This window comes from Streptomyces sp. NPDC060064 (assembly GCF_042736455.1).
GTDB lineage: Bacteria > Actinomycetota > Actinomycetes > Streptomycetales > Streptomycetaceae > Streptomyces.
Genome location: NZ_JBHWWF010000033.1, coordinates 1 through 21,909, shown reverse-complemented (window position 1 = coordinate 21,909; position 21,909 = coordinate 1). Strand labels below are relative to the sequence as shown.

The following is a 21,909-nucleotide window of genomic DNA, read 5'->3' as shown; positions in this document are numbered from 1 at the left end:
ATGAAAGTCGACGAAGGCCGATGCAGGCCGATGAAGGAGGAGCCGTGCCGGCACGTCTTGACCACACCATCGTCCACAGCCGCGACCGCTTCGCCGGCGCCCGTTTTCTCGCCGAACTGATCGGTGAGCCCGATCCCAAGCCCTTCGGCCCCTTCGCGAGCCTGCCGCTGGCGGGCGGCGTCACTCTGGACTATCTCGACGTACGGGAGCGCATCGTCTCCCAGCACCTCGCCTTCCTGGTCTCGGAGGAGGAGTTCGACGAGATCTTCGGCCGGATAACCGAGCGCGAACTCCCGTACTGGGCCGACCCGATGCACAACGAGCCGCAACAGATCAATCACCACTACGGGGGCCGCGGGGTCTACATCGACGACCCCGATGGCCACTCCCTCGAGTTCCTCACGCATACGTACGTCACCTCCTAGGCCTCCTGGGCATCGCCGTCCAGGGACTCGTCCGAGGGCCGCAGGTCCCCCAGCCGCAGATCGTCGGCCGGGGTGGGCGCGAGCAGCTCGGCGAGGCCGTCGTCGATGCCGAGCTGTTCCGACTCGGAGCCGGGAGGAACCACCCGCAGCGTCCGCTCCAGCCACCCGGACACCGCCGCGGCGGACGCCTCGACGAGCGCGTCGCCGTCGGGGGAGCTGAGCGCCATCAGGACCACGCTGCGGCCCTCGACCTCGGTCGGCCGGATCCGGACATCTCCCTGCCCACACGGGCGGAACACCCCTTCGACCAGCAGCTCGCGGGCGAAGTTCCACTTCACGGGGCTGTCGGAGCCGATGTGAAAGGCTATGTGCACGGCGTACGGGTCGTCAGTGCGGTAGGTCAGCCGGGCCGGGACGGGGATGCTGAGTTCGGGCGACAGCACCAGTCTGAGCTCCAGCTCGCGTTCCACCACGGTGTGCATGAGAGTGCTCTCCTTCCTTCTGCGAGGCCTTGTGAGTGGGCCGTGCAAGGAGAGAGCGCGTCGCACCGCTGCTATGACGCGACTTTCGGAAACAACTTTCTGTGGTGCATCCGTGACCGGAAAGTAGTCGTTACGGCAGGACCGCCCCAGGGGCACTCGAGGGTCTGATAGATGTGGAGCCTTGAATTGAGGCCTCGAGGAGATACGGGACCACGGTGATGAGCGCCCCAACCCCGGCCACCGGAGACGGCAGCCCCACGCCCGGCTATTACCCGGATCCATCCATTCCTGGATATGTCCGGTACTGGAACGGTGCTTCCTGGGTGCCCGGTACGAGTCGGCCCGCGCCGGAGACGGGCGAGGCGATGCCCTCGGCACCCGGCTCGACGGCGCCCGAGTTCGCGTCGGCCGGTCCGGCCGCGTCCGCATACACCCCTGCCCCGATGGAGGAGACCGGCCCGGTCTTCCTCGACGAGGGGCCGGTCGACGAGCCGTCCCGCCCGGAGCCGGCCACCGCCTGGCACGCGGACACCTCGCGCCAGGGCGGCTTCGGCGGCGAGCGCGACAGCCGCGTCTCGTGGGGCGGCGGCCAGGACCCCCGCATGCCGTCCCAGGGCGGCGCGTCCGGTGCGTCCGGTTCGCCCCCCGACCCACGCCGGCCCGCCGATCCGACGGGCGGCGCCCTGCCCGGCGTGCGCTCGCTCGGGCCGTCGAACACCGGTGAGCCCCCGGTGGACGGTACGGTCGCGATCCGCGCACTGCGCCCCGGCGCGGCCAAGCGAGCGTCGGCAGGCCCGGGTGCCCCCGCCGCGAATCCCGCATCAGCCGCTCCGGCGGGCGAGACACCGGCCGGCCTGCCCCAGCGCCCGCCTCAGGACGGTACGGGCGGGATCGCCGCACAGCGCCTCGGCGGCAGCGCGCCCACCCCCACCGCACCCGCGCAGCCGCAGGCCCCGGCCCAGCGCCAGCCGCAGACCTCGGAGCCCCAGCAGCAGCTCCAGCCGCAGGTGCCCGCGCAGGCCCAGGCTCCCGTCACCAACGGCCCCGGCGGCGGCTCCGCCTCCTGGGCCCAGCAGGTCCACCGGCTCGCCGCCACCGCCGACGACGGCGAGCCGCCCGTCGTGCCCTGGAAGCCCCCGGTCAGCGACCCGTTCCTGCAGGCCGCGCAGGCTCAGGCCGCGGCCCGTCCCGCGTCGCTGGGCAAGCGGTTCGCGGCGCGGCTGATCGACTTTGTGCTGCTCGGCGCGCTCGTCGGCGCCGTCGCCGTACCGGTCGTCTCCCAGGCGCGCGCCCATATCGACGAGAAGATCGAGGCGGCGAAGCAGTCGGGCGAGACGGTCACCGTCTGGCTCGTCGACGGCACCACCGCCGTTCACCTCGGCATCATCCTCGGCGCCCTGCTGGTCCTCGGTGTGCTGTACGAGGCACTGCCGACCGCCAAATGGGGCCGCACTCTCGGCAAGAAGCTCTGCGGCCTGACGGTCTGGGACATCGAGTCCCACGAGCCGCCGTCCTTCGGGGCCGCGCTGCGCCGCTGGCTGGTCTACGGAGTGCTCGGCGTCCTCGTCGTCGGGGTGTTCAATGTGCTCTGGTGCCTGTTCGACCGGCCGTGGCGGCAGTGCTGGCACGACAAGGCCGCACACACCTTTGTGACCGGCTGACCCGCCACCCGAAGAATTCCCGGGAGGGTTCCCCCGAACGGCACGCGAGCCGTTGCGGGGGCCCTCGGGGCGGGGTGCACTGCCCCCATGAGCAACGACCAGCCGACGCCCGGCGAGCCGCCAGAGAACGACCCCTTCCGCAAGAGGCCGCAGGAACCCACGCCTCCGTCGGGCGGTGGTCAGGAACCCCCGCAAGGCCCGCCGTCGGACTCTCCGTACGGCTCCGGGCAGGGTGGCGGCTCTCCGTACGACGGTCCACCGGGCGGCGGCTCTCCGTACGGCGGCGGCCAGCCCCCTCCGCAGGGTCCGAACGCCTACGGCGGCCAGTACGGAGGAGCGGACCCGCTCGCCGGGATGCCGCCGCTCGCGGACTTCGGCAGGCGGTTCCTGGCCCGTGTCATCGACGTGCTCATCATCCTCGTGCCGCTGTTCCTGATCTCGCTGGCCTTCGGCGGCTGGGGCGACATGACGAACGGCGGCGACGACTGGGACGACTTCACCAACCAGGTGAACACCGGCAGGCAGTGGATCTGGTCGCTGGTCTCCCTGATCGCGTACGTCGGCTACGACACGATCATGATCGCCAAGAGGAACGGTCAGACCGTCGGCAAGCGCCTGATGAAGATCCGCGTCGCGATGCTCAACGACGGCACCGTGCCGGACACCAGCTCCTCGCTGTTGCGCGCCGTGGTGCTCTGGGTGCCCGCGCTCGTCTGCTGCTTCTGCATCTGGTGGCTCGTCATCATCCTGACGATCCTGCTGGACAAGCCGTACAAACAGGGTCTGCACGACAAGGCGGGCAAGACGGTGGTGGTGTCAGCGGCGCAGTGAGTGCTCGCCGACCCTGGCCTCGGCCCCCGCATGCGTGCGGAGTGTGGGCACGCGCGTGGTGAGACCGTCGGCGGAGGCGGCGGAGGTGGCCGAGGCGGGGTTTCCGGAGGCGGCGGCACGGTTCGTACGGACCGTGTACGTCGCCTTCGTCGTTCCGCGCAGGGTCCTGCTCATGGGCAGGGCGACCGCGACGACCAGACCGAGGGCCATCGAGGCGACGCCGATCACGCCGACGGCGATGCCATTGGTGGTACGGGTCAGCAGCAGCAGGGCGAGGGTCGAGAAGACGACGGTGGCTGAACCGTAGGCGAGTTGTGCGGCAGTCGGACGCGGCATGACGGTATCCGTCCTCGGGACATTGGTCAGGGGGTGTCTCTCAGCGAGGTCGCACTGTCAACTGACTCTACGACGGTGGATGCCCTGGAGGAACCGGTAGTAAGCGTGACCTAACCCACGGTGCCGTTGCACGGGGGGCGCACGGAGTCATTTGGGCGCTCGACCGGCCGATTCAATGCGCCTGTTGTCCGGTTTGGGGATCGTCCGGATAGCGGAACTGTACTCCTGCATAGTGCAGTTGGTCTGTTCAAGTCAAGGACTGTCTTTTCTTCGGTAACTCCGGTCGAATGTCGTCACTTGTGACGCGACACCGCGCGCGGACGACCCCACATTCCGGTCCGCTGCGACGGAGCGCGGGGGAGGACACCATCAAGTGACCATCAAGCGACGGACGATCAGAGCGTCCGCGGTGATTGCGGCCCTGGCCGCGACCACCGCGTCGGCCTCGGCGTTCACCAGCGCTCAGGCCGACACTCCGAGGACCACGGATCCGGCCGCCATCGAGCGCCACGACCCGGCGCCGCAGAAGGGGCAGCCCGAGCACGACCTCGACGGCCCGTTCAGCAAGCAGCAGGACCAGCAGCGCCAAGCCGCGCTGGAGCAGGTCATATCCGGCGACGCGACCGTGCAGAAGCGCGGCGCGTCCAAGGTCGTGAAGCTCGGCGACAAGAAGTACGTCGAGCTCGGCCGGGAGAAGACGGACAAGATCTTCACGATCCTGGTGGAGTTCGGCGACAAGGTCGACGACACCACGATGTTCGACCCGGACGGTCCGGACGGCCCCGAGCCGCCCGTCAAGAAGTACGGCGGCACGCCCGGCCCGCTGCACAACAAGATCGCCCAGCCCGACCGTAAGAACGACAACTCCACGGCCTGGCAGGCGGACTACAACCGGCAGCACTTCCAGGACCTGTACTTCGGTACCGGCAAGGACGCGAAGGGCCGGCCGAAGGACTCGCTGAAGACCTACTACGAGAAGACCTCCTCGGGCCGCTACTCGGTCGACGGCGAGGTCGCCGACTGGGTCAAGGTCGACTACAACGAGGGCCGCTACGGCTCGAACTACTGCGGCGATACCAACTGCCCCAACGTCTGGGACACGGTCAAGGACGGCGTCACCGCCTGGGCCGCGGACCAGAAGGCGAAGGGCCGCACGGACGAGCAGATCAAGGCGGACCTGTCGAAGTACGACCAATGGGACCGCTACGACTTCGACAACGACGGCAACTTCAACGAGTCCGACGGCTACATCGACCACTTCCAGATCGTCCACGCCGGTGAGGACGAGTCGGCGGGCGGCGGCGCCGAAGGCACCAACGCCCTGTGGGCGCACCGCTGGTACGCGTACGGCCAGGACGCCGGCAGGACCGGCCCGGCGAACAACAAGGCCGGCGGCACCCAGATCGGTTCCACCGGCATCTGGGTCGGCGACTACACCATGCAGCCCGAGAACGGCGGCCTCGGTGTCTTCGCCCACGAGTACGGCCACGACCTCGGTCTGCCCGACCACTACGACACCACGGGCAAGGGCGAGAACTCGACCGGCTTCTGGACCCTGATGTCGGCCGGCTCCTGGCTCGGCACCGGCAAGGACTCCATCGGCGACCTGCCGGGCGACATGAGCGCCTGGGACAAGCTGCAGCTGGGCTGGCTCAACTACACCAAGGGCAAGGCGGCGACGAAGTCCACCCACAAGCTGGGTGTGGCGGAGTACAACACCAAGCTGCCGCAGGCCCTCGTCGTCGAGCTGCCGAAGAAGCCGGTCACCACGACTGTCGTGAAGCCCGCCGAGGGCTCCAAGCAGTGGTGGAGCGACATGGGTGACGACCTCAAGAACACCCTGTCCCGCCCGGTCGACCTGACCGGCAAGTCCAAGGCGTCCCTGGAGCTCTCGGGCTGGTGGGACATCGAGGCCAACTACGACTACCTCTACGCCGAGGTGTCGACGGACGGCGGCGCCAACTGGACGCCGCTGGACGGTACGGCCGACGGCAAGCCGATCACCCGTGACGCGGGCGACAAGCCGGCGCTGACCGGTGTCTCGGGCGCGTACAAGAAGCTGGCGTACTCGCTGGACGCGTACGCGGGCAAGAAGGTCGACGTCCGCTTCCGCTACCAGACGGACGGCGGCGCGGGCGGCAAGGGCTTCGCGGCGGACGCGCTGAGCGTGGTGGCGGACGGTACGCCGCTGTTCACCGACAACGCCGAGGGTGACGACGCGGGCTGGACCTCGAAGGGCTTCTCGCGCATCGGTGAGTCCTTCACCAAGGAGTACGAGCAGTACTACCTGGCCGAGAACCGTCAGTACGTGTCGTACGACAAGACCCTCAAGGTCGGCCCGTACAACTTCGGCTTCAAGGCGCCGAAGGACGCGTGGGTCGAGCACTACCCGTACCAGAACGGCCTGGTGGTCTGGCTCTGGGACACCTCCCAGAAGGACAACAACACCAGCGCCCACCCGGGCCAGGGTCTTGTCCTTCCCGTGGATGCGCACGCGAAGCCGCTGAAGTGGGCGGACGGCACGCTGCTGCGGAACAAGATCCAGTCGTTCGACTCGGCGTTCAGCCTGCGGCCGACCGACGGCTTCACGCTGCACAAGGCGGACGTGGCGCTGCGGATCAAGCCGCAGGCGGGCAACCCGGTCTTCGACGACCGCAAGGGTGTGTACTGGTTCGCCGAGAACCCGACGGCGGGTGTGAAGGTAACTGACACCAACACCAAGATCTCGATCGTGAGCGAGCCGCTGAACGGCCAGACGATCACGGTCAAGGTTGGTCCGTCGGCCAAGTAATTGGCATCACTGCAGGTCAGACCATGATCGGCCGTCGCCCTCTAGCGGGCGGCGGCCGATCGTGTTTAGGTGCGTCTACCAGGTCCTTATTGACACGCCATCTCACGGGGGAGTGGTTCAGCATGCCCGGCGGAGGTTTCAGCAAGTTGCCCAACGGCAGTGTGGTGGTAGCGCTCAGCCTGCCCAGCCCGTCGGGCGACGGCGGTACGGTCCGCTTCCTGGTCCACGCCGCGAACCGTGCGAGGGCGTTGACACGGCTGCGGAATCTGGGGCTGCGGGCGGTGTATCTGCGGGGCAATGCGGAGCCGCCGACACCGGACGAAATCACGGCGGTGCTGCACCACCCGGACGGCCTGCTGTGGCGGGCCAGCCCGGAGGACCACAAAGAGCTCTGGCACCCGATACGGGCGCTCCTCACCCCGCGCCGGTGGGGCTCCGCCGCGGCCCCGGCCCCGGCGCCTCAGGCGCCGACGAGGCTGACATTGTCCCCACCCGACCCGGGGGTCCGCCCCGAACCCCGCTCCTCAATCGCCTGAGGGGCTCAGGTCCGGCCCGCCTGTCCGTGCCGGGCGGCGCCGGCTGACGCCTCCGACGGGGTGCGGGTGCTTGTTGCCCGGGCTTGGGGTGCGGGTTCTTGTCGGGTGCGGGATCCGGTGCCCCTCCGGGCTCGACTCCTCGGGGTCGGCGGCGTACAGGGTCTTGGTGCGTGACCCCGGTTTTGCCGCCAATCCCCTGTGGGGACGACCCTGCACGGCGCCTCCCCACCCGAACGACACGGGTGCGGCCCACCGCGGGGGTACAGCGGTTCGCCGGTGGAAACCACCCACCGGACAGCAACCGACAACGCCCCCGGCCCACGCTCACCACATGACCGGGCGACTAACGCCACCGGCCCACCTCGGCCACATGACCGGGCAACTTAGAGCATGGGCTTGCCCGTGAGTTCCACGCCCGCCCCCCGCAGCTCCTCCAGCGCCCGCTCCGTCGTCGCCTCCGCGACCCCCGCCGTCAGGTCCAGCAGCACAGTCGTCGTGAAGCCCTCCCGGACCGCGTCCAGCGCCGTCGCCCGTACGCAGTGGTCCGTCGCGATGCCCACCACGTCGACCTCCGTCACCTCCCGCGCCCGCAGCCACTGCGCCAGCGTCGAGCCGTTCTCGTCCGAGCCCTCGAAGCCGCTGTACGCCGCCGCGTACGCGCCCTTGTCGAAGACCGCGTCGACCGCGCCCGACGCCACCGCCGGCGCGAAGTTCGGGTGGAAGCCCACGCCCTCCGTGCCGGCGACGCAGTGCGCCGGCCAGCTGTCGACATAGTCCGGCTGCTCGGCGAAGTGGTCGCCCGGCTCGATGTGGTGGTCGCGGGAGGCGACCACATAGCGGTAGCCCGCCTGGGCCTGGCCTATCAGGTCGGTGATGGCCGCAGCGACATCCGCACCTCCCGCCACCGCGAGGCTGCCGCCTTCGCAGAAGTCGTTCTGAACGTCCACGACGATCAATGCGCGGTGCATGCGGGGTGTCCTTCGATGGGGGGAGATCGGTGGGCGGCGAGCGAATGTACTGAGCGTAGAGACTTCAACCGCCTTGCGGGAGGGGGCCCAAGGCTGCGTTCACACGTACTCCGTCGGGAGGACGGGCTCACCCTTCGACAGCTGGAGCGCCGACATCGGCAGCCCCGCGAGCGCCGCGGTGTGCCTCTCGCGCGCCGTGTCCAGCGGCTCGCGGGCGACGACCTCGCCACCCTTGACCAGCTCCACCAGCAACTGCCGGTCCACGAGCTCGGGCGGGACCGCGTGGAGGCCGATCACCTCGGCCTCGGCGACGCCGTGCGCGTCCACCCGGCGCGCGGCCCACTTGCGGCCGCCGATCGAGGACTTCGCGCCCAGGGACTTCTTCGCCACCGGCTCCAGCGGCGCCTTGGGATCGGCGGACCGCGCGCGGGCGACCAGCTTGTAGACCATCGAGCAGGTGGGGTGCCCGCTGCCGGTGACCAGCTGCGTGCCCACGCCGTAGGCGTCGACCGGCGCCGCGGCGAGTGAGGCGATGGCGTACTCGTCCAGGTCCGAGGTCACCACGATCTTGGTGTTGGTCGCGCCCAGCTCGTCCAGCTGCTGCCGCACCCGGTGCGCGACCAGCAGCAGGTCCCCGGAGTCGATGCGTACGGCCCCGAGCTCGGGGCCCGCGATCTCCACGGCGGTACGGACGGCCTCGGCCACGTCGTACGTGTCGACCAGCAGCGTCGTACCCCGTCCGAGCGAATCGACCTGCGCCCGGAAGGCGTCGCGCTCGTTGTCGTGCAGCAGTGTGAAGGCGTGCGCGCTGGTGCCGACCGTCGGGATGGCGTAACGGAAGCCCGCCGCCAGGTCCGAGGTGGAGCTGAAGCCGCCGACGTACGCGGCGCGCGCCGAGGCGACCGCGGCGAGCTCGTGCGTACGCCGTGCGCCCATCTCGATCAGCCGGCGCCCGGCCGCGGCCGTCGACATCCGCGAGGCCGCCGCGGCGATCGCCGAGTCGTGGTTGAGGATGGACAGGATCACGGTCTCCAGCAGCACGCACTCGGCGAAGGAGCCCTCGACCCGCAGGATGGGCGAGCCCGGGAAGTACACCTCGCCCTCCGGGTAGCCCCAGATGTCGCCGCCGAAGCGGTACGAGGCGAGCCACTGGAGCGTCGGCTCGTCGACGATCCCCTGATCGCGCAGGAAGCCGATCACGCCCGCGTCGAAGCGGAAGTTCTCGACGGCGTCCAGCACCCGGCCGGTGCCCGCCACTACGCCGTAGCGCCGTCCGTCGGGCAGCCGGCGGGTGAAGACCTCGAAGACGGAGCGGCGGTCGGCGGTGCCGGACCTCAGCGCCGCCTGGAGCATCGTGAGCTCGTACTGGTCGGTGAAGAGCGCCGTCGACGGTACATCCACCGGCAGCCCAAGGTCCGCAGCGTTCACAACGGTCAACCTCGCTCTTTCGTCGTGGGCCGCCGACCGGGTCGGTCCGCGGTCCGGCCCGCGGCGGAACCGCTGTCGGATGCAGCGCCCCCGCGAGATGCCTAGACGAGGATGCTACCGCACATCTCGTCAGAGTGACGAGATGTAGGCCCCGTTTGTGCGATGAGCCCCCTCGGGTGGCAGCATGGACCGGGTGAGTGTTGCTCCCACAGAGATCGAACGCCCCGAGTCGGCGCAGGAGACCTTCGCCGTGCCCGAGCCCGACGTGCCGTGGGTGACGCTCGTCCACAACGACCCGGTCAATCTGATGAGCTACGTCACCTATGTCTTCCAGGCCTACTTCGGCTACTCCAAGGACAAGGCGCACAAGCTGATGCTCGACGTCCACCACAAGGGCCGGGCCGTCGTCTCCAGCGGCAGCCGCGAGGAGATGGAGCGTGACGTGCAGGCGATGCACGGCTACGGACTGTGGGCGACGCTCTCCCAGGACCGCACCTGATGGCCGGGCACTTCGAGCCCGTTCCGGGGGGCGGCGCGGCCGTCCCGCTCGACGAGGTCGAGATCTCCATCCTGCGCTCGCTCGCCGTACAGCTGCTGGAGCTCATCGGGCCCGGCGACGAGCCGGTCGACGGCGAGGACCCGCTGGCCGCGCTGTTCACCGAGGGGCCGAGTGAGCCGCCCACCGACCCGGCGCTCGCCCGCCTCTTCCCCGAGGCGTACGGCGGTCCTGACGCCAATGTCGAGGACGAGGAACTGCGTGCCGCCTCGGCCGAGTTCAGGCGTTTCACCGAGACCGATCTGCGCTCCCGCAAGCGCGATGACGCGGTCGCGGTCGTCCGCACCCTGGACTCGCTGACCGCCACCGGCGAGGGCGGTGCCGTACTCAAGCTCACCCCCGACGACTGTCTGCACTGGCTCGGCGCGCTCAACGACCTGCGCCTCACCATCGGCACCCGTCTGGAGGTCAGCGACGAGGACGAGAGTGGCGAGCTCTACCGGCTGCCGGACTCCGACCCGCGCAAGCCGATGGTGATGGCGTATCTCTGGCTCGGCGCGCTCCAGGAGACGCTCGTCGAGACCCTGATGGCCTGACGCCGACGCCTGGGATGTCCGACACTCGGACGCCCCGTTTTGTTCGCTCAACGGACACTCAAATCCGGATAACGATCACGTCACCACATCGGCATGGTTTGTAGTGCCGATGGATCTTTGTCCGGTTCTTCTTGTGGTGTGTGCCACAGCCACCTCGGCCGATCAGTGTTGCGGCCGTGATAAATCTTCACGACCACCAGGGGGCGCCACCCATGCCCCGGGGGGCGCTGGGCCGGCTGATCGCCGGTGGCACTCCATTCACATCCGGGGGGATCAGGACCTGATCCGCAGTCGCGCGGCAGATGCAGCGGGCGCGGATCAGCATGGAGAAAGGGCGCATCACCATGACCTCGGTGCAGGTCGACAAGCACGACGGCAATGAGGCCGCGGGGTCCGCGACAGGCGCGGACGAGGGCTACCAGCGCGGACTGGGTGCCCGGCAGATCCAGATGATCGCGATCGGCGGCGCCATCGGCACCGGCCTCTTCCTCGGCGCGGGCAAGGCCATCTCGAAGGCCGGACCCAGCCTCATCCTGGCCTATGCCATCGCGGGCCTGGTCATCTTCTTCATCATGCGGGCGCTGGGCGAGCTGCTCATGTACCGCCCCGTCTCGGGTTCCTTCTCCGAGTACGCCCGTGAGTTCGTCGGCCCGTTCGCGGGGTTCGTCACCGGTTGGACGTACTGGCTCTTCTGGGTCGTCACCGGCATCACCGAGGTCACCGCGGCCGCCCAGTACATGACGTTCTGGTGGGACATCCCGCAATGGATCTCCGCGCTCGTCTTCACGATCATCCTGTACGCGGTGAACCTGATCTCCGTGAAGCTCTTCGGTGAGCTGGAGTTCTGGTTCTCGATGGTCAAGGTCACGGCCATCATCGGCATGATCCTCATCTGCGCCGGCATCCTCACGCTCGGCTTCTCCGACGCCGGTGACACCGCGTCCGTCACGCACCTGTGGGCCGACGGCGGCTTCTTCCCCAAGGGCATCGGCGGCACGCTGATGACCCTGCAGATCGTGATGTTCGCCTTCCTCGCGGTCGAGCTGGTCGGCGTCACCGCCGGCGAGTCCAAGGACCCGGAGAAGACGCTGCCCAAGGCGATCAACACCGTGCCGTGGCGTATCGCCGTCTTCTACGTCGGCGCGCTGATCATGATCCTTTCGGTGGTGCCCTGGGACGAGTTCCAGCCGGGTGTCTCGCCGTTCGTGGCCGCCTTCCAGAAGATGGGTCTCGGCGTCGGCGCCGCCGTCGTCAACTTCGTCGTGCTGACCGCGGCGCTGTCCTCCTGCAACTCCGGTATGTACTCCACCGGCCGGATGCTGCGCGACCTCGCGCTCAACGGCCAGGGCCCGAAGTTCTTCACCAAGCTCACGAAGAGCGGCACTCCGCTGGTCGGCACCACCGTCTCCGCGGGGCTGATGCTGGTCGGCGTCTGGATCAACTACCAGTGGCCCGGCGACGCGTTCAACTACGTCGTCTCCTTCGCCACGATCTCCGGCATGTGGGCCTGGATCATGATCCTGGTCTGCCAGATCCGCTACCGCGCCAAGGCCGACCGCGGCGAGCTGCCGGAGTCCACCTTCAAGGCGCCCGGCGCCCCGTGGACCAGCTGGTTCGCGCTGCTCTTCATCATCATGGTCATCGTGATGATGGGCGTCGACAAGGACGCGCGGATCTCGCTGTACTGCGCGCCGCTGTGGGCCCTGATCCTCGGTGTCTCGTATCTGGTGCTGAAGCAGCGCAACCCCGAGGGCGCGGCCTTCATCAAGCGCTGAGGCCCCTGAGCCGGCGCTCGACGCCCCTGAGCCTCTGACCGGCGGCCTCTGACTGGCGTCCAGCATTCGGGCCCACCCGTACCACTCTTCGGTACGGGTGGGCCCTTCTGATTATCCTGATCCGCATGCTGACCCTCACCGAGGCCCTGTACGACCAGATCGTCGCGCACGCCCGCGCCGACCACCCCGACGAGGCCTGCGGCATGGTCGCGGGCCCGGAGGGCACCGGCCGCCCCGAGCGCTTCATCCCGATGCTGAACGCGGCCCGCTCGCCCACGTTCTACGAGTTCGACTCGGCGGACCTGCTGAAGCTCTACCGGGAGCTGGACGACCGCGACGAGGAGCCGGTGATCATCTATCACTCGCACACCGCGACCGAGGCCTACCCCTCCCGTACGGACATCAGCTATGCGAACGAGCCGGGCGCCCACTATGTCCTGGTCTCCACCGCCGACGTCGATGAAGCGGGCCCGTTCCAGTTCCGCTCGTACCGGATCGTGGACGGTGTGGTGACGGAGGAAGAGGTGCAGGTCGTAGCGGCGTACTGAGCGCCGGCCCGGTCCCTCGTACGCCTCCGATGGCCCCCGCGGCCCATATGCTGAGCGCATTCGGTCCATCATGCGAGATCACATTCCGGGACCCGGACGGGGAATCGATACGATGACCGCATGGTTCCCCATGACGTGAGCGACAGGACGCCGAGCACTGTGCTGCTCGTGGCGCGGCTGCACGTCGACCTGTGCCGTCTCGCCAGCGCGATGTGTACGGGCCGCGCCGCGTTCTGACGTTCAGACACGGCTCTACGGGCCGAGCGCACCCACAGCACCACCCCTCGCGCGGGGGGCGGAGCCGCGCGCCCCTTGTGTCACACCCGCACCCCCGCCACTCTCCCGACAGGAGCCCACGCCATGGCCATCGAGGTCCGCATCCCGACCATCCTCCGCACCTACACCGGCGGAGCCAAGGCCGTCGAGGGCAGCGGTGACACGCTCGCCGAGCTCTTCGCCGACCTCGAGTCCCGCCACAACGGCATCCAGGAGCGCATCGTCGACGGCGACCAGCTGCGCCGCTTTGTGAACGTGTACCTCAACGACGAGGACGTCCGCTTCCTCGACGGCATCTCCACCAAGCTCGCCGACGGCGACAGCGTCACGATCCTCCCGGCCGTCGCCGGTGGCATGCGCTGATGCGTTACGACTCTCCGCTGGCGGCGGTCGGCAACACACCGCTGGTCCGCCTCCCGCGGTTGTCCCCGTCCGGGGACGTCCGCATCTGGGCCAAACTCGAGGACCGCAACCCGACCGGCTCGATCAAGGACCGCCCGGCGCTCCACATGATCGAACAGGCGGAGAAGGACGGCCGCCTGACGCCGGGCTGCACGATCCTGGAGCCCACCAGCGGCAACACCGGCATCTCGCTGGCCATGGCGGCGAAGCTCAAGGGCTACCGCATGGTGTGCGTGATGCCGGAGAACACGAGCGAGGAGCGTCGGCAGCTGCTCGCCATGTGGGGTGCGGAGATCATCCCGTCGCCTGCGGCGGGCGGCTCCAACACGGCGGTACGCGTGGCCAAGGAGATGGCGGCCGAGCACCCGGACTGGGTGATGCTCTACCAGTACGGCAACCCGGACAACGCGGGCGCGCACTACGCCACGACGGGCCCGGAGATCCTCGCCGACCTCCCGTCGATCACCCACTTCGTGGCGGGCCTGGGCACGACGGGCACGCTGATGGGCGTCGGCCGCTACCTGCGCGAACACGTCCCGGGCATCCGCATCGTGGCGGCGGAGCCGCGCTACGACGACCTGGTCTACGGCCTGCGCAACCTGGACGAGGGCTTCGTCCCCGAGCTGTACGACGCCTCGGTCCTGACCAGCCGCTTCTCGGTCGGCTCGGCGGACGCGGTCACCCGCACCCGTGAACTCCTCCAGCAGGAGGGCATTTTCGCGGGCGTCTCGACGGGAGCGGCGCTGCACGCGGCGATCGGCGTCGGCAAGAAGGCGGTGGCGGCGGGCGAGCCGGCGGACATCGTCTTCGTGGTCGCGGACGGCGGCTGGAAGTACCTGTCGACGGGGGTCTACACGGCGGAGACGACGGAGGCGGCGATCGAGACACTGCAGGGCCAGCTCTGGGCGTAGCGGCGTGGCGGGTGCGGGTGCCCCGCCGGGGGAGCGGCACGTTCGTGCCGTGCGGCGGGCGCGGGCGTGGGGGCGTCAGCCCTCACGTTCACTCTTCCCCGAGCCCCGGCGGGAAGCTCCCTCCGCCCGGGCAAGGAGTCCCTTCCACGGCCCGGGTCACGGGCACGGCCCGGCTCACGCAGCCAAGTGCCGGACCTGGTCCCATATATTCGGGTCCACCATCCCGACCCGTCGCCTGAAGTCCCACACCCCCAGCTCCCGCAGCTCGTCCGTCTCCAGAAAGCTCGCCCGCCCGCGCGCGTTGCGCACCGTGCCCGGTGGCAGTGAGATCACGCCCGGCCGCTCGTCGTGGTACTTGCTGGTGATCTTCGCGACCTGCACCGTCTCGCCCCGTACCGACAGCACCAGACACGGCCGGTCCTTCGACCCGGGCCCGTCCTCGTACGGCACATTCGCCCACCAGATCTCGCCCGGCTGCGGCCGCCGCTTCGGCCCGCGCCGGGGGCCCGTCGGCCGGCCCGGCGGGCGGGCGCGTCCACCCGGGCGGCGGCCCGCGCCGTGGCCCCGCCCGTCCCTCACCGCAGCGACCAGCGCGATCACCACCACGGCGAGCACCGCGAGCCACCACGACGTGTCCATACCCCCAGACGTTACCGGCGCCCCGCCCCCCGCGCGCGCCCCCGGCCCACGTCCACTCCGGGACCGGGCACCCCCGGAAGCGGTGGAGGAAACCACCCACCGGAGAGCAACCACCCACGCCCCCGGCCCACCTCGACCACATGACCGGGCACCCCCGGAAGCGGTGGAGGAGACCACCCACCGGACATCAACCGACAACGCCCCCGGCCAACGTCCACCCCGGGACCGGACCACCCCCGAACCGGTGACAGTGCAGGTGAGTTCCCCCACAACAGCCCGCCACCGAGGAGCGACCGGCCCTTTTGCGCCTTACGCTCGACAAACCGCACGACCTTCCCCCAGCCCTCCCCGTCAACGGAGGTTCAAGCTCCATGAAGCTCACCGTCGTCGGCTGCTCGGGGTCGTTTCCGTCCGCGGATTCGGCCTGCTCCAGCTACCTCGTAGAGGCCGACGGCTTCCGGCTGCTCCTCGACATGGGCAATGGCGCCCTGGGCGAGCTGCAGCGCCATGTCGGTCTCTATGACCTCGATGCCATCTTCCTCAGTCATCTCCACGCTGACCACTGCATCGACATGTGCGGGTACTTCGTCGCTCGCTACTACCGCCACGACGGCGGCCGCTGCGACGCCCTCCCGGTCTACGGCCCGGAAGGTACCGAGCAGCGTCTGACCACCGCGTACGCGGACACCCCCTCCCCCTCCGCCATGGGCGAGGTCTTCGACTTCCGCACGCTCAAGTCCGGCAGCTTCCCCATAGGCCCGTTCGCCGTTCGTACGGAGAAGGTGCGTCACCCGGTCGAGGCGTACGCCATTCGCCTGGAGCAGGCCGGCAAGACGCTCACGTACTCCGGCGACACCGGTGTCAGCGAGGCCCTGCACGAACTCGCCCACGGCGCGGATCTGTTCCTGTGCGAGGCGTCCTTCACGCACGGCAAGGAGGACGTCCCGGACCTCCACCTCAACGGCCGCGAGGCCGGCGCGCACGCGCAGCGCGCGAACGTCGGCCGGCTCGTGCTGACCCACATCCCGCCGTGGACGGACCCCCGGCAGAATCTGGCCGACGCCCGCGCGGTGTACGACGGTCCGACCGAGGTCGCCGTGCCGGGCGCGGTCTATGTGATCTAGGGTCCGGCACGCCGAAGCCCCTGCCTTTCCGTACGGAAAGGCAGGGGCTTCGGTCTTGAGTACGCGAGGCCTACTTCGCCTCGGCCTTCTGCAGCTCGGCGAGCTCCTCGTCGGACTCACGGCCCGGCGTCGGAAGGTTGAACTTGGTGATCGCGAAGCGGAAGACCACGTAGTAGAGCGCCGCGAAACAGAGCCCGACCAGCGCCAGGCCCCACGGGTTGGACGCGATGCCCAGGTTGAGGAAGTAGTCCACCGCACCGGCCGAGAAGCCGAAGCCGTCCTTCATGCCCAGCGACCAGGTCAGGGCCATCGAGACACCGGTCAGCACCGCGTGGACCGCGTACAGCACCGGGGCGATGAACATGAACGTGAACTCGATCGGCTCGGTCACACCGGTGACGAAGGAGGTGAGCGCGAGGGAGAACATCATGCCGCCGATGACCTTGCGGCGCTCGGGACGGGCGCAGTGCACGATCGCGAGGCAGGCCGCCGGGAGGGCGAACATCATGATCGGGAAGAAGCCGGTCATGAACTGTCCGGCGCTCGGGTCGCCCTGGAGGAAGCGGGCGATGTCGCCGCTCTTGCCCTCGTAGGAACCGGCCTGGAACCACGGGAAGGAGTTCAGCAGGTGGTGCATGCCGATCGGGATCAGCGCACGGTTGGCGATACCGAAGATGCCCGCGCCGACTGCGCCGGAGCCGACCAGCCACTCACCGAAGTTGTGCAGACCCGTGCCGAGGACCGGCCAGATCAGGCCGAAGACGATGCCGGCGATCAGACCCGCGAAGGCGGAGAGGATCGGGACGAGACGGCGGCCGCCGAAGAAGCCGGCCCAGTCGGGCAGCTTGGTCCGGTAGAACTTTTGGTACAGCAGGGCGACGATGATGCCCATCACCACGCCGCCGAGGACCTTGGCGTCCACCGGGGCGTCCACCAGCGCGACCTTGTGGTCCTTGACGACCTCGACCTGCGGCAGGTTCGGGTCGGTGAACGTGGCCAGCACGTTCTTGAAGACCAGGTATCCGGCGACGGCCGCGAGCGCGGTCGAGCCGTCCGACTTCTTGGCGAAGCCGATCGCGATGCCGACGGCGAACAGCAGCGCCATGTTGGCGAGGATCGCGTCGCCACCGGCCGCCATATAGCCGGCGACCTTGGTGACGAAGGTCGGGTACGACTCCCTGCCGAGCATGTCGGGCTGGCCGAAACGGACCAGCAGCGCGGCCGCGGGCAGCACCGCGACCGGCAGCATGAGGCTGCGGCCGATGCGCTGCATAACAGCCATCGCGCCTGCGCCCTTCGTCTTCTTCTCCGCCGCGGGGGCGGCGCTAGCCGTGGACATCAACTTCCTCCAGTGGGCAAGGCGCCGCCATGGGGACAGAACACGGGGGAGGGCGGCGTCTCAAGGGGAACGCGGCGACGGCCGCGTGGTCTACACCACTGAGTGGTGTAGACCTGTTTTAGCACGGTGGGGGTGAGATAAGGAACCTTCGGTTTTTGCGACCTGAGCAATGGTGGGAAATGACCGACATAAAGCCCTCGGGTTATGGGCCCCGAGGGCCTTATGGGCGGATATGAGAGCCGACCGCAGGGCGCGTCGGTCCAGTGACTACTTGGTGCTCTCCTGCTCCAGCTCCTGCTCGATCTCTTCGGGTTCGCGGCCGGGAGTGCGGATGTTGAACATCGTGATCGCGAAGCGGAAGACCAGGTAGTACACGACCGCGAAGCACAGGCCGATCGGAATGATCAGCCATGGCTTGGTGTCGAGGTGCCAGTTGACGACGTAGTCGATCAGACCGGCCGAGAAACTGAAGCCCGCGTGCACACCCAGCGCCCAGGTGATCGCCATCGACGCACCCGTCAGCAACGCGTGCACTCCGTACAGCAGCGGAGCCGCGAACATGAAGGAGAACTCCAGCGGCTCGGTCACACCCGTGACGAACGAGGTGAGCCCGACGGAAATCATGAGACCCATGACCCTCTTGCGGTGCTCGGGGCGGGCGCAGTGCGCGATGGCGAGGGCTGCGGCCGGGAGGCCGAACATCATGATCGGGAAGAAGCCCGACATGAACTGGCCCGCCGAAGGGTCCTCGGCGAAGAAGCGCGTCAGGTCGCCCTGGACGACCTTGCCGCCCGGCGTCGTGAACTCGCCCGCCTGGAACCAGAAGAACGTATTCAGGAACTGGTGCATGCCGATCGGGATCAGCAGCCGGTTGGCGACACCGAAAATGCCCGAGCCCCACGCGCCCAGATCGATCAGCTGCTTGGAGAAAGCGGTCAGCGCATCGCCCACCGGCTCCCACAGCAGCCCGAAGAGCACACCGAGGATCGTGCAGAGGAACGCCATGATGATCGGCACCAGCCGCCGGCCGTTGAAGAAGCCGAGCCAGTCGACCAGTTTCGTTCGGTGGTAACGCTGCCAGATCATCGCGGTCAGCAGGCCGATCACGATGCCGCCGAGGACGCCGGGATTCTGCGGCTTCCCGTCCGGGAGCAGCTCGGTGACCGTGCCTCCGATGGGGAACGCCTTCAGTACGTTGCTGTAGACCAGGAAGCCGGCGACCGCCGCGAGGGCGGTCGAACCGTCGGCCTTCTTCGCGAAGCCGATCGCGACACCGATGCAGAACAGCAGAGGCAGACCGAACGCGCCGTCCAGGATCGCCGTGCCGCCCAGCGTGAGGACCTTGGCCGTCTTGTCCCAGAAGGGGCCGCTCGGATACGCCGAGAACAGGGTGCCGAGGCTGACGAGCAGACCGGCCGCCGGCAGCACCGCGACCGGGAGCTGGAGGCTGCGCCCGACCTTCTGCAGTCCCTGGAACAGCCCGTTCCACCACTTCCGCTGCGGCGCGGCAGCGCTCTCGGAGCTCATCGGCGTCCTCCCGGAAACGGGCCTGGTTTGGCAGCCGTTGCAGACTGGTGTAGACCAGTTGTGATACGGCCCCGGCGTCCGGTCGCGAGACAGGGCACTGGTGATCGTCATCATTCGGTACGAGGCGGTTACTCGCCCGCGAAGATGGGCCAACCGTGAGTTACCGTGACAAAGCGGACCGACGGTGGGTCGAGGCAGCGCTCAGCGCTCTTGAGACGCAGGGAGAAAGACATGGCCAGCAAGGCTGAGAAGATCGTCGCCGGGCTCGGCGGAATCGACAACATCGAAGAGATCGAGGGCTGTATCACCCGCCTCCGTACCGAAGTTGTGGACCCGAGCAAGGTCGACGAGGCTGCTCTCAAGGCCGCCGGCGCCCACGGCGTCGTGAAGATGGGCACCGCGATCCAGGTCGTCATCGGCACGGACGCCGACCCGATCGCCGCCGACATCGAAGACATGATGTGAGCCAGTGAGTCGGTGAGTCGGTGAGCCCTCGGCCCAGTGCGTCGCCGAGCCGCTGAACTCGGCCGCGAGGGGCCCGTTCCACACCGGAACGGGCCCCTCATGCATCTGCCGATAGGCTCCACACCATGTCTCGAATCGACGGCCGCACCCCCGAACAGCTCCGCCCGGTCACCATCGAACGCGGATGGAGCAAGCACGCCGAGGGCTCCGTGCTCATCTCCTTCGGCGACACCAAGGTCTTCTGCACCGCCTCCGTCACCGAAGGCGTCCCGCGCTGGCGCAAGGGCAGCGGCGAAGGCTGGGTCACCGCCGAGTACTCGATGCTGCCGCGCTCCACCAACACCCGCGGCGACCGCGAATCCGTACGCGGCAAAATCGGCGGCCGCACCCACGAGATCAGCCGGCTCATCGGCCGCTCGCTGCGCGCCGTCATCGACTACAAGGCCCTCGGCGAGAACACCATCGTCCTCGACTGCGACGTACTGCAGGCCGACGGCGGCACCCGCACCGCCGCGATCACCGGTGCATACGTCGCACTCGCCGACGCCGTCGCCTGGGCCCAGGGCAAGAAGCTCGTCAAGGCCGGCCGCAAGCCGCTCACCGGCACCGTCGCCGCCGTCAGCGTCGGCATCGTCGACGGCGTCCCGCTCCTCGACCTCTGTTACGAGGAGGACGTGCGCGCCGAGACCGACATGAACGTCGTCTGCACCGGCGACGGCCGCTTCGTCGAGGTCCAGGGCACCGCCGAGGCCGAGCCCTTCGACCGCAAGGAGCTCAACGCCCTCCTCGACCTGGCCACCGGCGGCTGCGCCGACCTCGTCGCGCTCCAGACCCTCGCCCTTGAGAACACACTCGAAAAGTAAAGAGGCAACCAAGAACGACCCACAGAGCGTCGTTACACTCACGGGCGCACGGGCCGAACCGTGCGTCCGTCCGTATCCGGGGAGGACCGTTCCATGCCTGCGCGTCGCCGCATAGCAGCACTCACGCTCGCCACCGCCGCACTGGTCGTACCGATCACCGTCGGCTGCGGCGCCATCGACAAGGCCCTCGACTGCGTCGAGACCGCCGACGCGATCGCCACCAGCGTCGACAAGCTCCAGCAGGCGGTCTCCAGCGCCGCCGACGACCCGACAAAGGCCCGGCAAGCTCTCGACGACATCGACAAGGAACTGAAGAGCCTCGGCGACAAGACCGACAACGCCGACCTCAGCAAGGCCGTCGACGATCTCAACGCCGGCGTCGCCAACGTCCGCAAGTCGATCGAGGGCGGCGACAACACCCCGGACATCACGCCGATCACCAAGGCGGCCGGCGAAGTCGGCAAGGTCTGCACGCCCGGATAATCGGGGGCATGACCCGACTGATCCTCGCCACCCGCAACGCCGGGAAAATCACCGAACTCAAGGCCATCCTCGCCGACGCGGGCCTCACCCACGACCTCGTCGGCGCGGATGCCTACCCCGACATTCCCGACGTCAAGGAAACCGGCGTCACCTTCGCCGAGAACGCACTCCTCAAGGCCCACGCCCTGGCCCGGGCCACCGGCCTGCCGGCGGTCGCCGACGACTCCGGCCTCTGCGTCGACGTCCTCGGCGGCGCGCCCGGCATCTTCTCCGCGAGGTGGGCGGGCACCCACGGCGACGACACCGCCAACCTCAACCTGCTCCTGGCCCAGCTCTCCGACATCGACGAGGCCCACCGCGGCGCGCACTTCGCCTGCGCGGCGGCCCTGGCACTCCCGGACGGCACGGAGCGTGTCGTCGAGGGCCGCCTGCTCGGCACACTGCGCCACACCCCCACGGGCACCGGCGGCTTCGGCTATGACCCGATCCTCCAGCCGGAGGGCGAGTCGCGTACCTGCGCGGAGATGACCCCGGCGGAGAAGAACGCGATCAGCCACCGGGGCAAGGCGTTCCGGGCGCTGGTCCCGGTGGTGCGGGAGCTCTTGGGCTGACACCTCGCAACGGGGTACGCCGAAGGCCCGGACGCCGAGTCCGGGCCTTCGGTTCAAAGGTGTGCGGCCGGTGGGACTCGAACCCACACGGGTATAAACCCACTGGGACCTAAACCCAGCTCGTCTCGCCAGTTCCGACACGGCCGCCAGCCGAGAGTCATCGTACCGGGCTGCCGGATGCGGCGGAGGGTGCCCTGCCCCCGTGGGACAGGTCGTTCCTTCGTACGGTTCCGACACCATGTGTCGGTCAAGGCGTGGCAGTTGGGGCAGAGGCAGTGCGCCCGGTGGAGGCGGCAGCGATTTGTGCGAGGCGAACCCTCGGGCAGAACGATCAGGGTGTCCGTCGCGACCGGCTTCGGTTCGCGGAAGGGCCCGCACCGGCAGGCGGTGCGGGCC

The 21,909-nt window shown here is 68.9% G+C and carries 24 protein-coding genes and 1 tRNA gene; 17 read left to right on the top strand and 8 right to left on the bottom strand.

Annotation, left to right across the window (positions count from 1 at the left end; translation table 11 throughout):
• Positions 1–44: 44 nt before the first annotated feature.
• Positions 45–425, top strand: coding sequence for a VOC family protein (locus ACFWDI_RS31325; protein ID WP_385309168.1), 381 nt, complete (start codon positions 45–47; stop codon positions 423–425).
• On the opposite strand, the gene ACFWDI_RS31320 is transcribed toward ACFWDI_RS31325, so the two are convergent.
• Complete coding sequence (locus tag ACFWDI_RS31320; RefSeq protein WP_385309166.1) at positions 422–907, bottom strand: SsgA family sporulation/cell division regulator; 486 nt, start codon at positions 905–907, stop codon at positions 422–424. The two genes, ACFWDI_RS31325 and ACFWDI_RS31320, sit on opposite strands and share 4 nt — an antisense overlap.
• A 218-nt stretch (positions 908–1,125) precedes the next feature.
• On the opposite strand from ACFWDI_RS31320, the gene ACFWDI_RS31315 reads away from it, so the two are divergent.
• A complete protein-coding gene (locus ACFWDI_RS31315) occupies positions 1,126–2,568 on the top strand; it encodes an RDD family protein (protein WP_385309165.1) in 1,443 nt (480 codons plus the stop codon).
• An 87-nt stretch (positions 2,569–2,655) separates the two neighbouring features.
• Positions 2,656–3,399, top strand: a complete 744-nt coding sequence (locus tag ACFWDI_RS31310; RefSeq protein ID WP_385309163.1) for an RDD family protein — start codon at positions 2,656–2,658, stop codon at positions 3,397–3,399.
• On the opposite strand, the gene ACFWDI_RS31305 is transcribed toward ACFWDI_RS31310, so the two are convergent.
• Positions 3,385–3,735, bottom strand: coding sequence for a hypothetical protein (locus ACFWDI_RS31305; RefSeq protein ID WP_327323859.1), 351 nt, complete (start codon positions 3,733–3,735; stop codon positions 3,385–3,387). The two genes, ACFWDI_RS31310 and ACFWDI_RS31305, sit on opposite strands and share 15 nt — an antisense overlap.
• Before the next feature lie 373 nt (positions 3,736–4,108).
• Here ACFWDI_RS31305 and ACFWDI_RS31300 point away from each other — a divergent pair, with 373 nt between their 5' ends.
• Complete coding sequence (locus tag ACFWDI_RS31300) at positions 4,109–6,526, top strand: immune inhibitor A domain-containing protein (RefSeq protein WP_385309160.1); 2,418 nt, start codon at positions 4,109–4,111, stop codon at positions 6,524–6,526.
• A 122-nt stretch (positions 6,527–6,648) separates the two neighbouring features.
• Positions 6,649–7,062, top strand: coding sequence for a hypothetical protein (locus tag ACFWDI_RS31295; protein WP_385309159.1), 414 nt, complete (start codon positions 6,649–6,651; stop codon positions 7,060–7,062).
• A gap of 383 nt (positions 7,063–7,445) precedes the next feature.
• Here the strand turns inward: ACFWDI_RS31295 and ACFWDI_RS31290 are convergent, their stop codons facing one another.
• Together ACFWDI_RS31290 and ACFWDI_RS31285 are read right to left on the bottom strand one after the other, a co-directional pair.
• Complete coding sequence (locus tag ACFWDI_RS31290) at positions 7,446–8,030, bottom strand: isochorismatase family protein (protein WP_385309157.1); 585 nt, start codon at positions 8,028–8,030, stop codon at positions 7,446–7,448.
• 99 nt (positions 8,031–8,129) lie between these two features.
• Positions 8,130–9,458 carry a nicotinate phosphoribosyltransferase gene (locus tag ACFWDI_RS31285; RefSeq protein WP_385309278.1) on the bottom strand — a complete coding sequence of 443 codons (1,329 nt, stop codon included), beginning with the start codon at positions 9,456–9,458 and terminating at the stop codon, positions 8,130–8,132.
• Positions 9,459–9,642: 184 nt separating this feature from the next.
• On the opposite strand from ACFWDI_RS31285, the gene clpS reads away from it, so the two are divergent.
• The 7 genes from clpS (at position 9,643) to ACFWDI_RS31250 (ending at position 14,462) form a co-directional block, all read left to right on the top strand.
• Complete coding sequence (clpS, locus tag ACFWDI_RS31280; protein ID WP_385309155.1) at positions 9,643–9,957, top strand: ATP-dependent Clp protease adapter ClpS; 315 nt, start codon at positions 9,643–9,645, stop codon at positions 9,955–9,957.
• The gene (locus ACFWDI_RS31275) at positions 9,957–10,550 is read left to right on the top strand and encodes a DUF2017 domain-containing protein (RefSeq protein WP_385309153.1); all 594 of its coding nucleotides are present in this window, start codon (positions 9,957–9,959) and stop codon (positions 10,548–10,550) included. The genes clpS and ACFWDI_RS31275 overlap by 1 nt, the downstream gene beginning before the upstream one ends.
• Positions 10,551–10,894: 344 nt before the next feature.
• Positions 10,895–12,325 carry an amino acid permease gene (locus ACFWDI_RS31270; RefSeq protein WP_327328337.1) on the top strand — a complete coding sequence of 477 codons (1,431 nt, stop codon included), beginning with the start codon at positions 10,895–10,897 and terminating at the stop codon, positions 12,323–12,325.
• A 125-nt stretch (positions 12,326–12,450) separates the two neighbouring features.
• Positions 12,451–12,873, top strand: coding sequence for a Mov34/MPN/PAD-1 family protein (locus ACFWDI_RS31265; protein WP_385309151.1), 423 nt, complete (start codon positions 12,451–12,453; stop codon positions 12,871–12,873).
• Positions 12,874–12,993: 120 nt separating this feature from the next.
• Entirely contained in the window at positions 12,994–13,110 is a 117-nt protein-coding gene (locus ACFWDI_RS31260; RefSeq protein WP_327323852.1) for a putative leader peptide, read from the top strand.
• Positions 13,111–13,233: 123 nt separating this feature from the next.
• Positions 13,234–13,512, top strand: a complete 279-nt coding sequence (locus tag ACFWDI_RS31255; protein WP_327323851.1) for a MoaD/ThiS family protein — start codon at positions 13,234–13,236, stop codon at positions 13,510–13,512.
• Positions 13,512–14,462 (top strand): PLP-dependent cysteine synthase family protein, encoded by a 951-nt coding sequence (locus ACFWDI_RS31250; protein ID WP_385309149.1) that lies wholly within the window; start codon positions 13,512–13,514, stop codon positions 14,460–14,462. Before ACFWDI_RS31255 ends, ACFWDI_RS31250 begins: the two co-directional genes overlap by 1 nt.
• 174 nt (positions 14,463–14,636) lie before the next feature.
• Here ACFWDI_RS31250 and ACFWDI_RS31245 read toward each other — a convergent pair whose 3' ends face one another.
• Entirely contained in the window at positions 14,637–15,101 is a 465-nt protein-coding gene (locus ACFWDI_RS31245) for a type II toxin-antitoxin system PemK/MazF family toxin (RefSeq protein WP_385309147.1), read from the bottom strand.
• A 371-nt stretch (positions 15,102–15,472) separates the two neighbouring features.
• Between ACFWDI_RS31245 and ACFWDI_RS31240 the strand changes: the two genes are divergently transcribed.
• Positions 15,473–16,225, top strand: a complete 753-nt coding sequence (locus ACFWDI_RS31240; protein ID WP_385309145.1) for an MBL fold metallo-hydrolase — start codon at positions 15,473–15,475, stop codon at positions 16,223–16,225.
• Between the two features lie 70 nt (positions 16,226–16,295).
• Here the strand turns inward: ACFWDI_RS31240 and ACFWDI_RS31235 are convergent, their stop codons facing one another.
• Together ACFWDI_RS31235 and ACFWDI_RS31230 are read right to left on the bottom strand one after the other, a co-directional pair.
• A complete protein-coding gene (locus ACFWDI_RS31235) occupies positions 16,296–17,564 on the bottom strand; it encodes a PTS transporter subunit EIIC (RefSeq protein WP_385309143.1) in 1,269 nt (422 codons plus the stop codon).
• 267 nt (positions 17,565–17,831) lie between these two features.
• Positions 17,832–19,091 carry a PTS transporter subunit EIIC gene (locus tag ACFWDI_RS31230; RefSeq protein WP_385309141.1) on the bottom strand — a complete coding sequence of 420 codons (1,260 nt, stop codon included), beginning with the start codon at positions 19,089–19,091 and terminating at the stop codon, positions 17,832–17,834.
• Between the two features lie 231 nt (positions 19,092–19,322).
• Here ACFWDI_RS31230 and ACFWDI_RS31225 point away from each other — a divergent pair, with 231 nt between their 5' ends.
• The 4 genes from ACFWDI_RS31225 (at position 19,323) to rdgB (ending at position 21,513) form a co-directional block, all read left to right on the top strand.
• Positions 19,323–19,556: a glucose PTS transporter subunit EIIB gene (locus ACFWDI_RS31225; RefSeq protein WP_142217368.1), complete on the top strand. Its 234-nt coding sequence runs from the start codon at positions 19,323–19,325 to the stop codon at positions 19,554–19,556.
• Positions 19,557–19,681: 125 nt separating this feature from the next.
• Positions 19,682–20,419, top strand: a complete 738-nt coding sequence (rph, locus tag ACFWDI_RS31220; protein ID WP_385309139.1) for a ribonuclease PH — start codon at positions 19,682–19,684, stop codon at positions 20,417–20,419.
• Between the two features lie 93 nt (positions 20,420–20,512).
• Entirely contained in the window at positions 20,513–20,902 is a 390-nt protein-coding gene (locus ACFWDI_RS31215) for a hypothetical protein (RefSeq protein ID WP_385309137.1), read from the top strand.
• An 8-nt stretch (positions 20,903–20,910) separates the two neighbouring features.
• A complete protein-coding gene (gene rdgB, locus ACFWDI_RS31210) occupies positions 20,911–21,513 on the top strand; it encodes an RdgB/HAM1 family non-canonical purine NTP pyrophosphatase (protein WP_385309135.1) in 603 nt (200 codons plus the stop codon).
• A 62-nt stretch (positions 21,514–21,575) separates the two neighbouring features.
• Here the strand turns inward: rdgB and ACFWDI_RS31205 are convergent.
• A tRNA-Leu gene (locus ACFWDI_RS31205) sits at positions 21,576–21,660 on the bottom strand.
• Positions 21,661–21,909 lie beyond the last annotated feature (249 nt).

Bases quoted from the DNA above. Each gene is read 5' to 3' on its own strand.
- ACFWDI_RS31315 (WP_385309165.1), top strand. From the start codon at position 1,126: ATGAGCGCCCCAACCCCGGCCACCGGAGACGGCAGCCCCACGCCCGGC.
- ACFWDI_RS31255 (WP_327323851.1), top strand. From the start codon at position 13,234: ATGGCCATCGAGGTCCGCATCCCGACCATCCTCCGCACCTACACCGGC.
- ACFWDI_RS31260 (WP_327323852.1), top strand. From the start codon at position 12,994: ATGGTTCCCCATGACGTGAGCGACAGGACGCCGAGCACTGTGCTGCTC.
- ACFWDI_RS31310 (WP_385309163.1), top strand. From the start codon at position 2,656: ATGAGCAACGACCAGCCGACGCCCGGCGAGCCGCCAGAGAACGACCCC.
- ACFWDI_RS31215 (WP_385309137.1), top strand. From the start codon at position 20,513: ATGCCTGCGCGTCGCCGCATAGCAGCACTCACGCTCGCCACCGCCGCA.
- ACFWDI_RS31265 (WP_385309151.1), top strand. From the start codon at position 12,451: ATGCTGACCCTCACCGAGGCCCTGTACGACCAGATCGTCGCGCACGCC.
- ACFWDI_RS31305 (WP_327323859.1), bottom strand. From the start codon at position 3,735: ATGCCGCGTCCGACTGCCGCACAACTCGCCTACGGTTCAGCCACCGTC.
- ACFWDI_RS31230 (WP_385309141.1), bottom strand. From the start codon at position 19,091: ATGAGCTCCGAGAGCGCTGCCGCGCCGCAGCGGAAGTGGTGGAACGGG.
- rdgB (WP_385309135.1), top strand. From the start codon at position 20,911: ATGACCCGACTGATCCTCGCCACCCGCAACGCCGGGAAAATCACCGAA.
- ACFWDI_RS31270 (WP_327328337.1), top strand. From the start codon at position 10,895: ATGACCTCGGTGCAGGTCGACAAGCACGACGGCAATGAGGCCGCGGGG.
- ACFWDI_RS31320 (WP_385309166.1), bottom strand. From the start codon at position 907: ATGCACACCGTGGTGGAACGCGAGCTGGAGCTCAGACTGGTGCTGTCG.
- ACFWDI_RS31290 (WP_385309157.1), bottom strand. From the start codon at position 8,030: ATGCACCGCGCATTGATCGTCGTGGACGTTCAGAACGACTTCTGCGAA.
- ACFWDI_RS31225 (WP_142217368.1), top strand. From the start codon at position 19,323: ATGGCCAGCAAGGCTGAGAAGATCGTCGCCGGGCTCGGCGGAATCGAC.
- ACFWDI_RS31240 (WP_385309145.1), top strand. From the start codon at position 15,473: ATGAAGCTCACCGTCGTCGGCTGCTCGGGGTCGTTTCCGTCCGCGGAT.
- ACFWDI_RS31250 (WP_385309149.1), top strand. From the start codon at position 13,512: ATGCGTTACGACTCTCCGCTGGCGGCGGTCGGCAACACACCGCTGGTC.
- ACFWDI_RS31235 (WP_385309143.1), bottom strand. From the start codon at position 17,564: ATGTCCACGGCTAGCGCCGCCCCCGCGGCGGAGAAGAAGACGAAGGGC.
- ACFWDI_RS31275 (WP_385309153.1), top strand. From the start codon at position 9,957: ATGGCCGGGCACTTCGAGCCCGTTCCGGGGGGCGGCGCGGCCGTCCCG.
- ACFWDI_RS31245 (WP_385309147.1), bottom strand. From the start codon at position 15,101: ATGGACACGTCGTGGTGGCTCGCGGTGCTCGCCGTGGTGGTGATCGCG.
- clpS (WP_385309155.1), top strand. From the start codon at position 9,643: ATGGACCGGGTGAGTGTTGCTCCCACAGAGATCGAACGCCCCGAGTCG.
- rph (WP_385309139.1), top strand. From the start codon at position 19,682: ATGTCTCGAATCGACGGCCGCACCCCCGAACAGCTCCGCCCGGTCACC.
- ACFWDI_RS31295 (WP_385309159.1), top strand. From the start codon at position 6,649: ATGCCCGGCGGAGGTTTCAGCAAGTTGCCCAACGGCAGTGTGGTGGTA.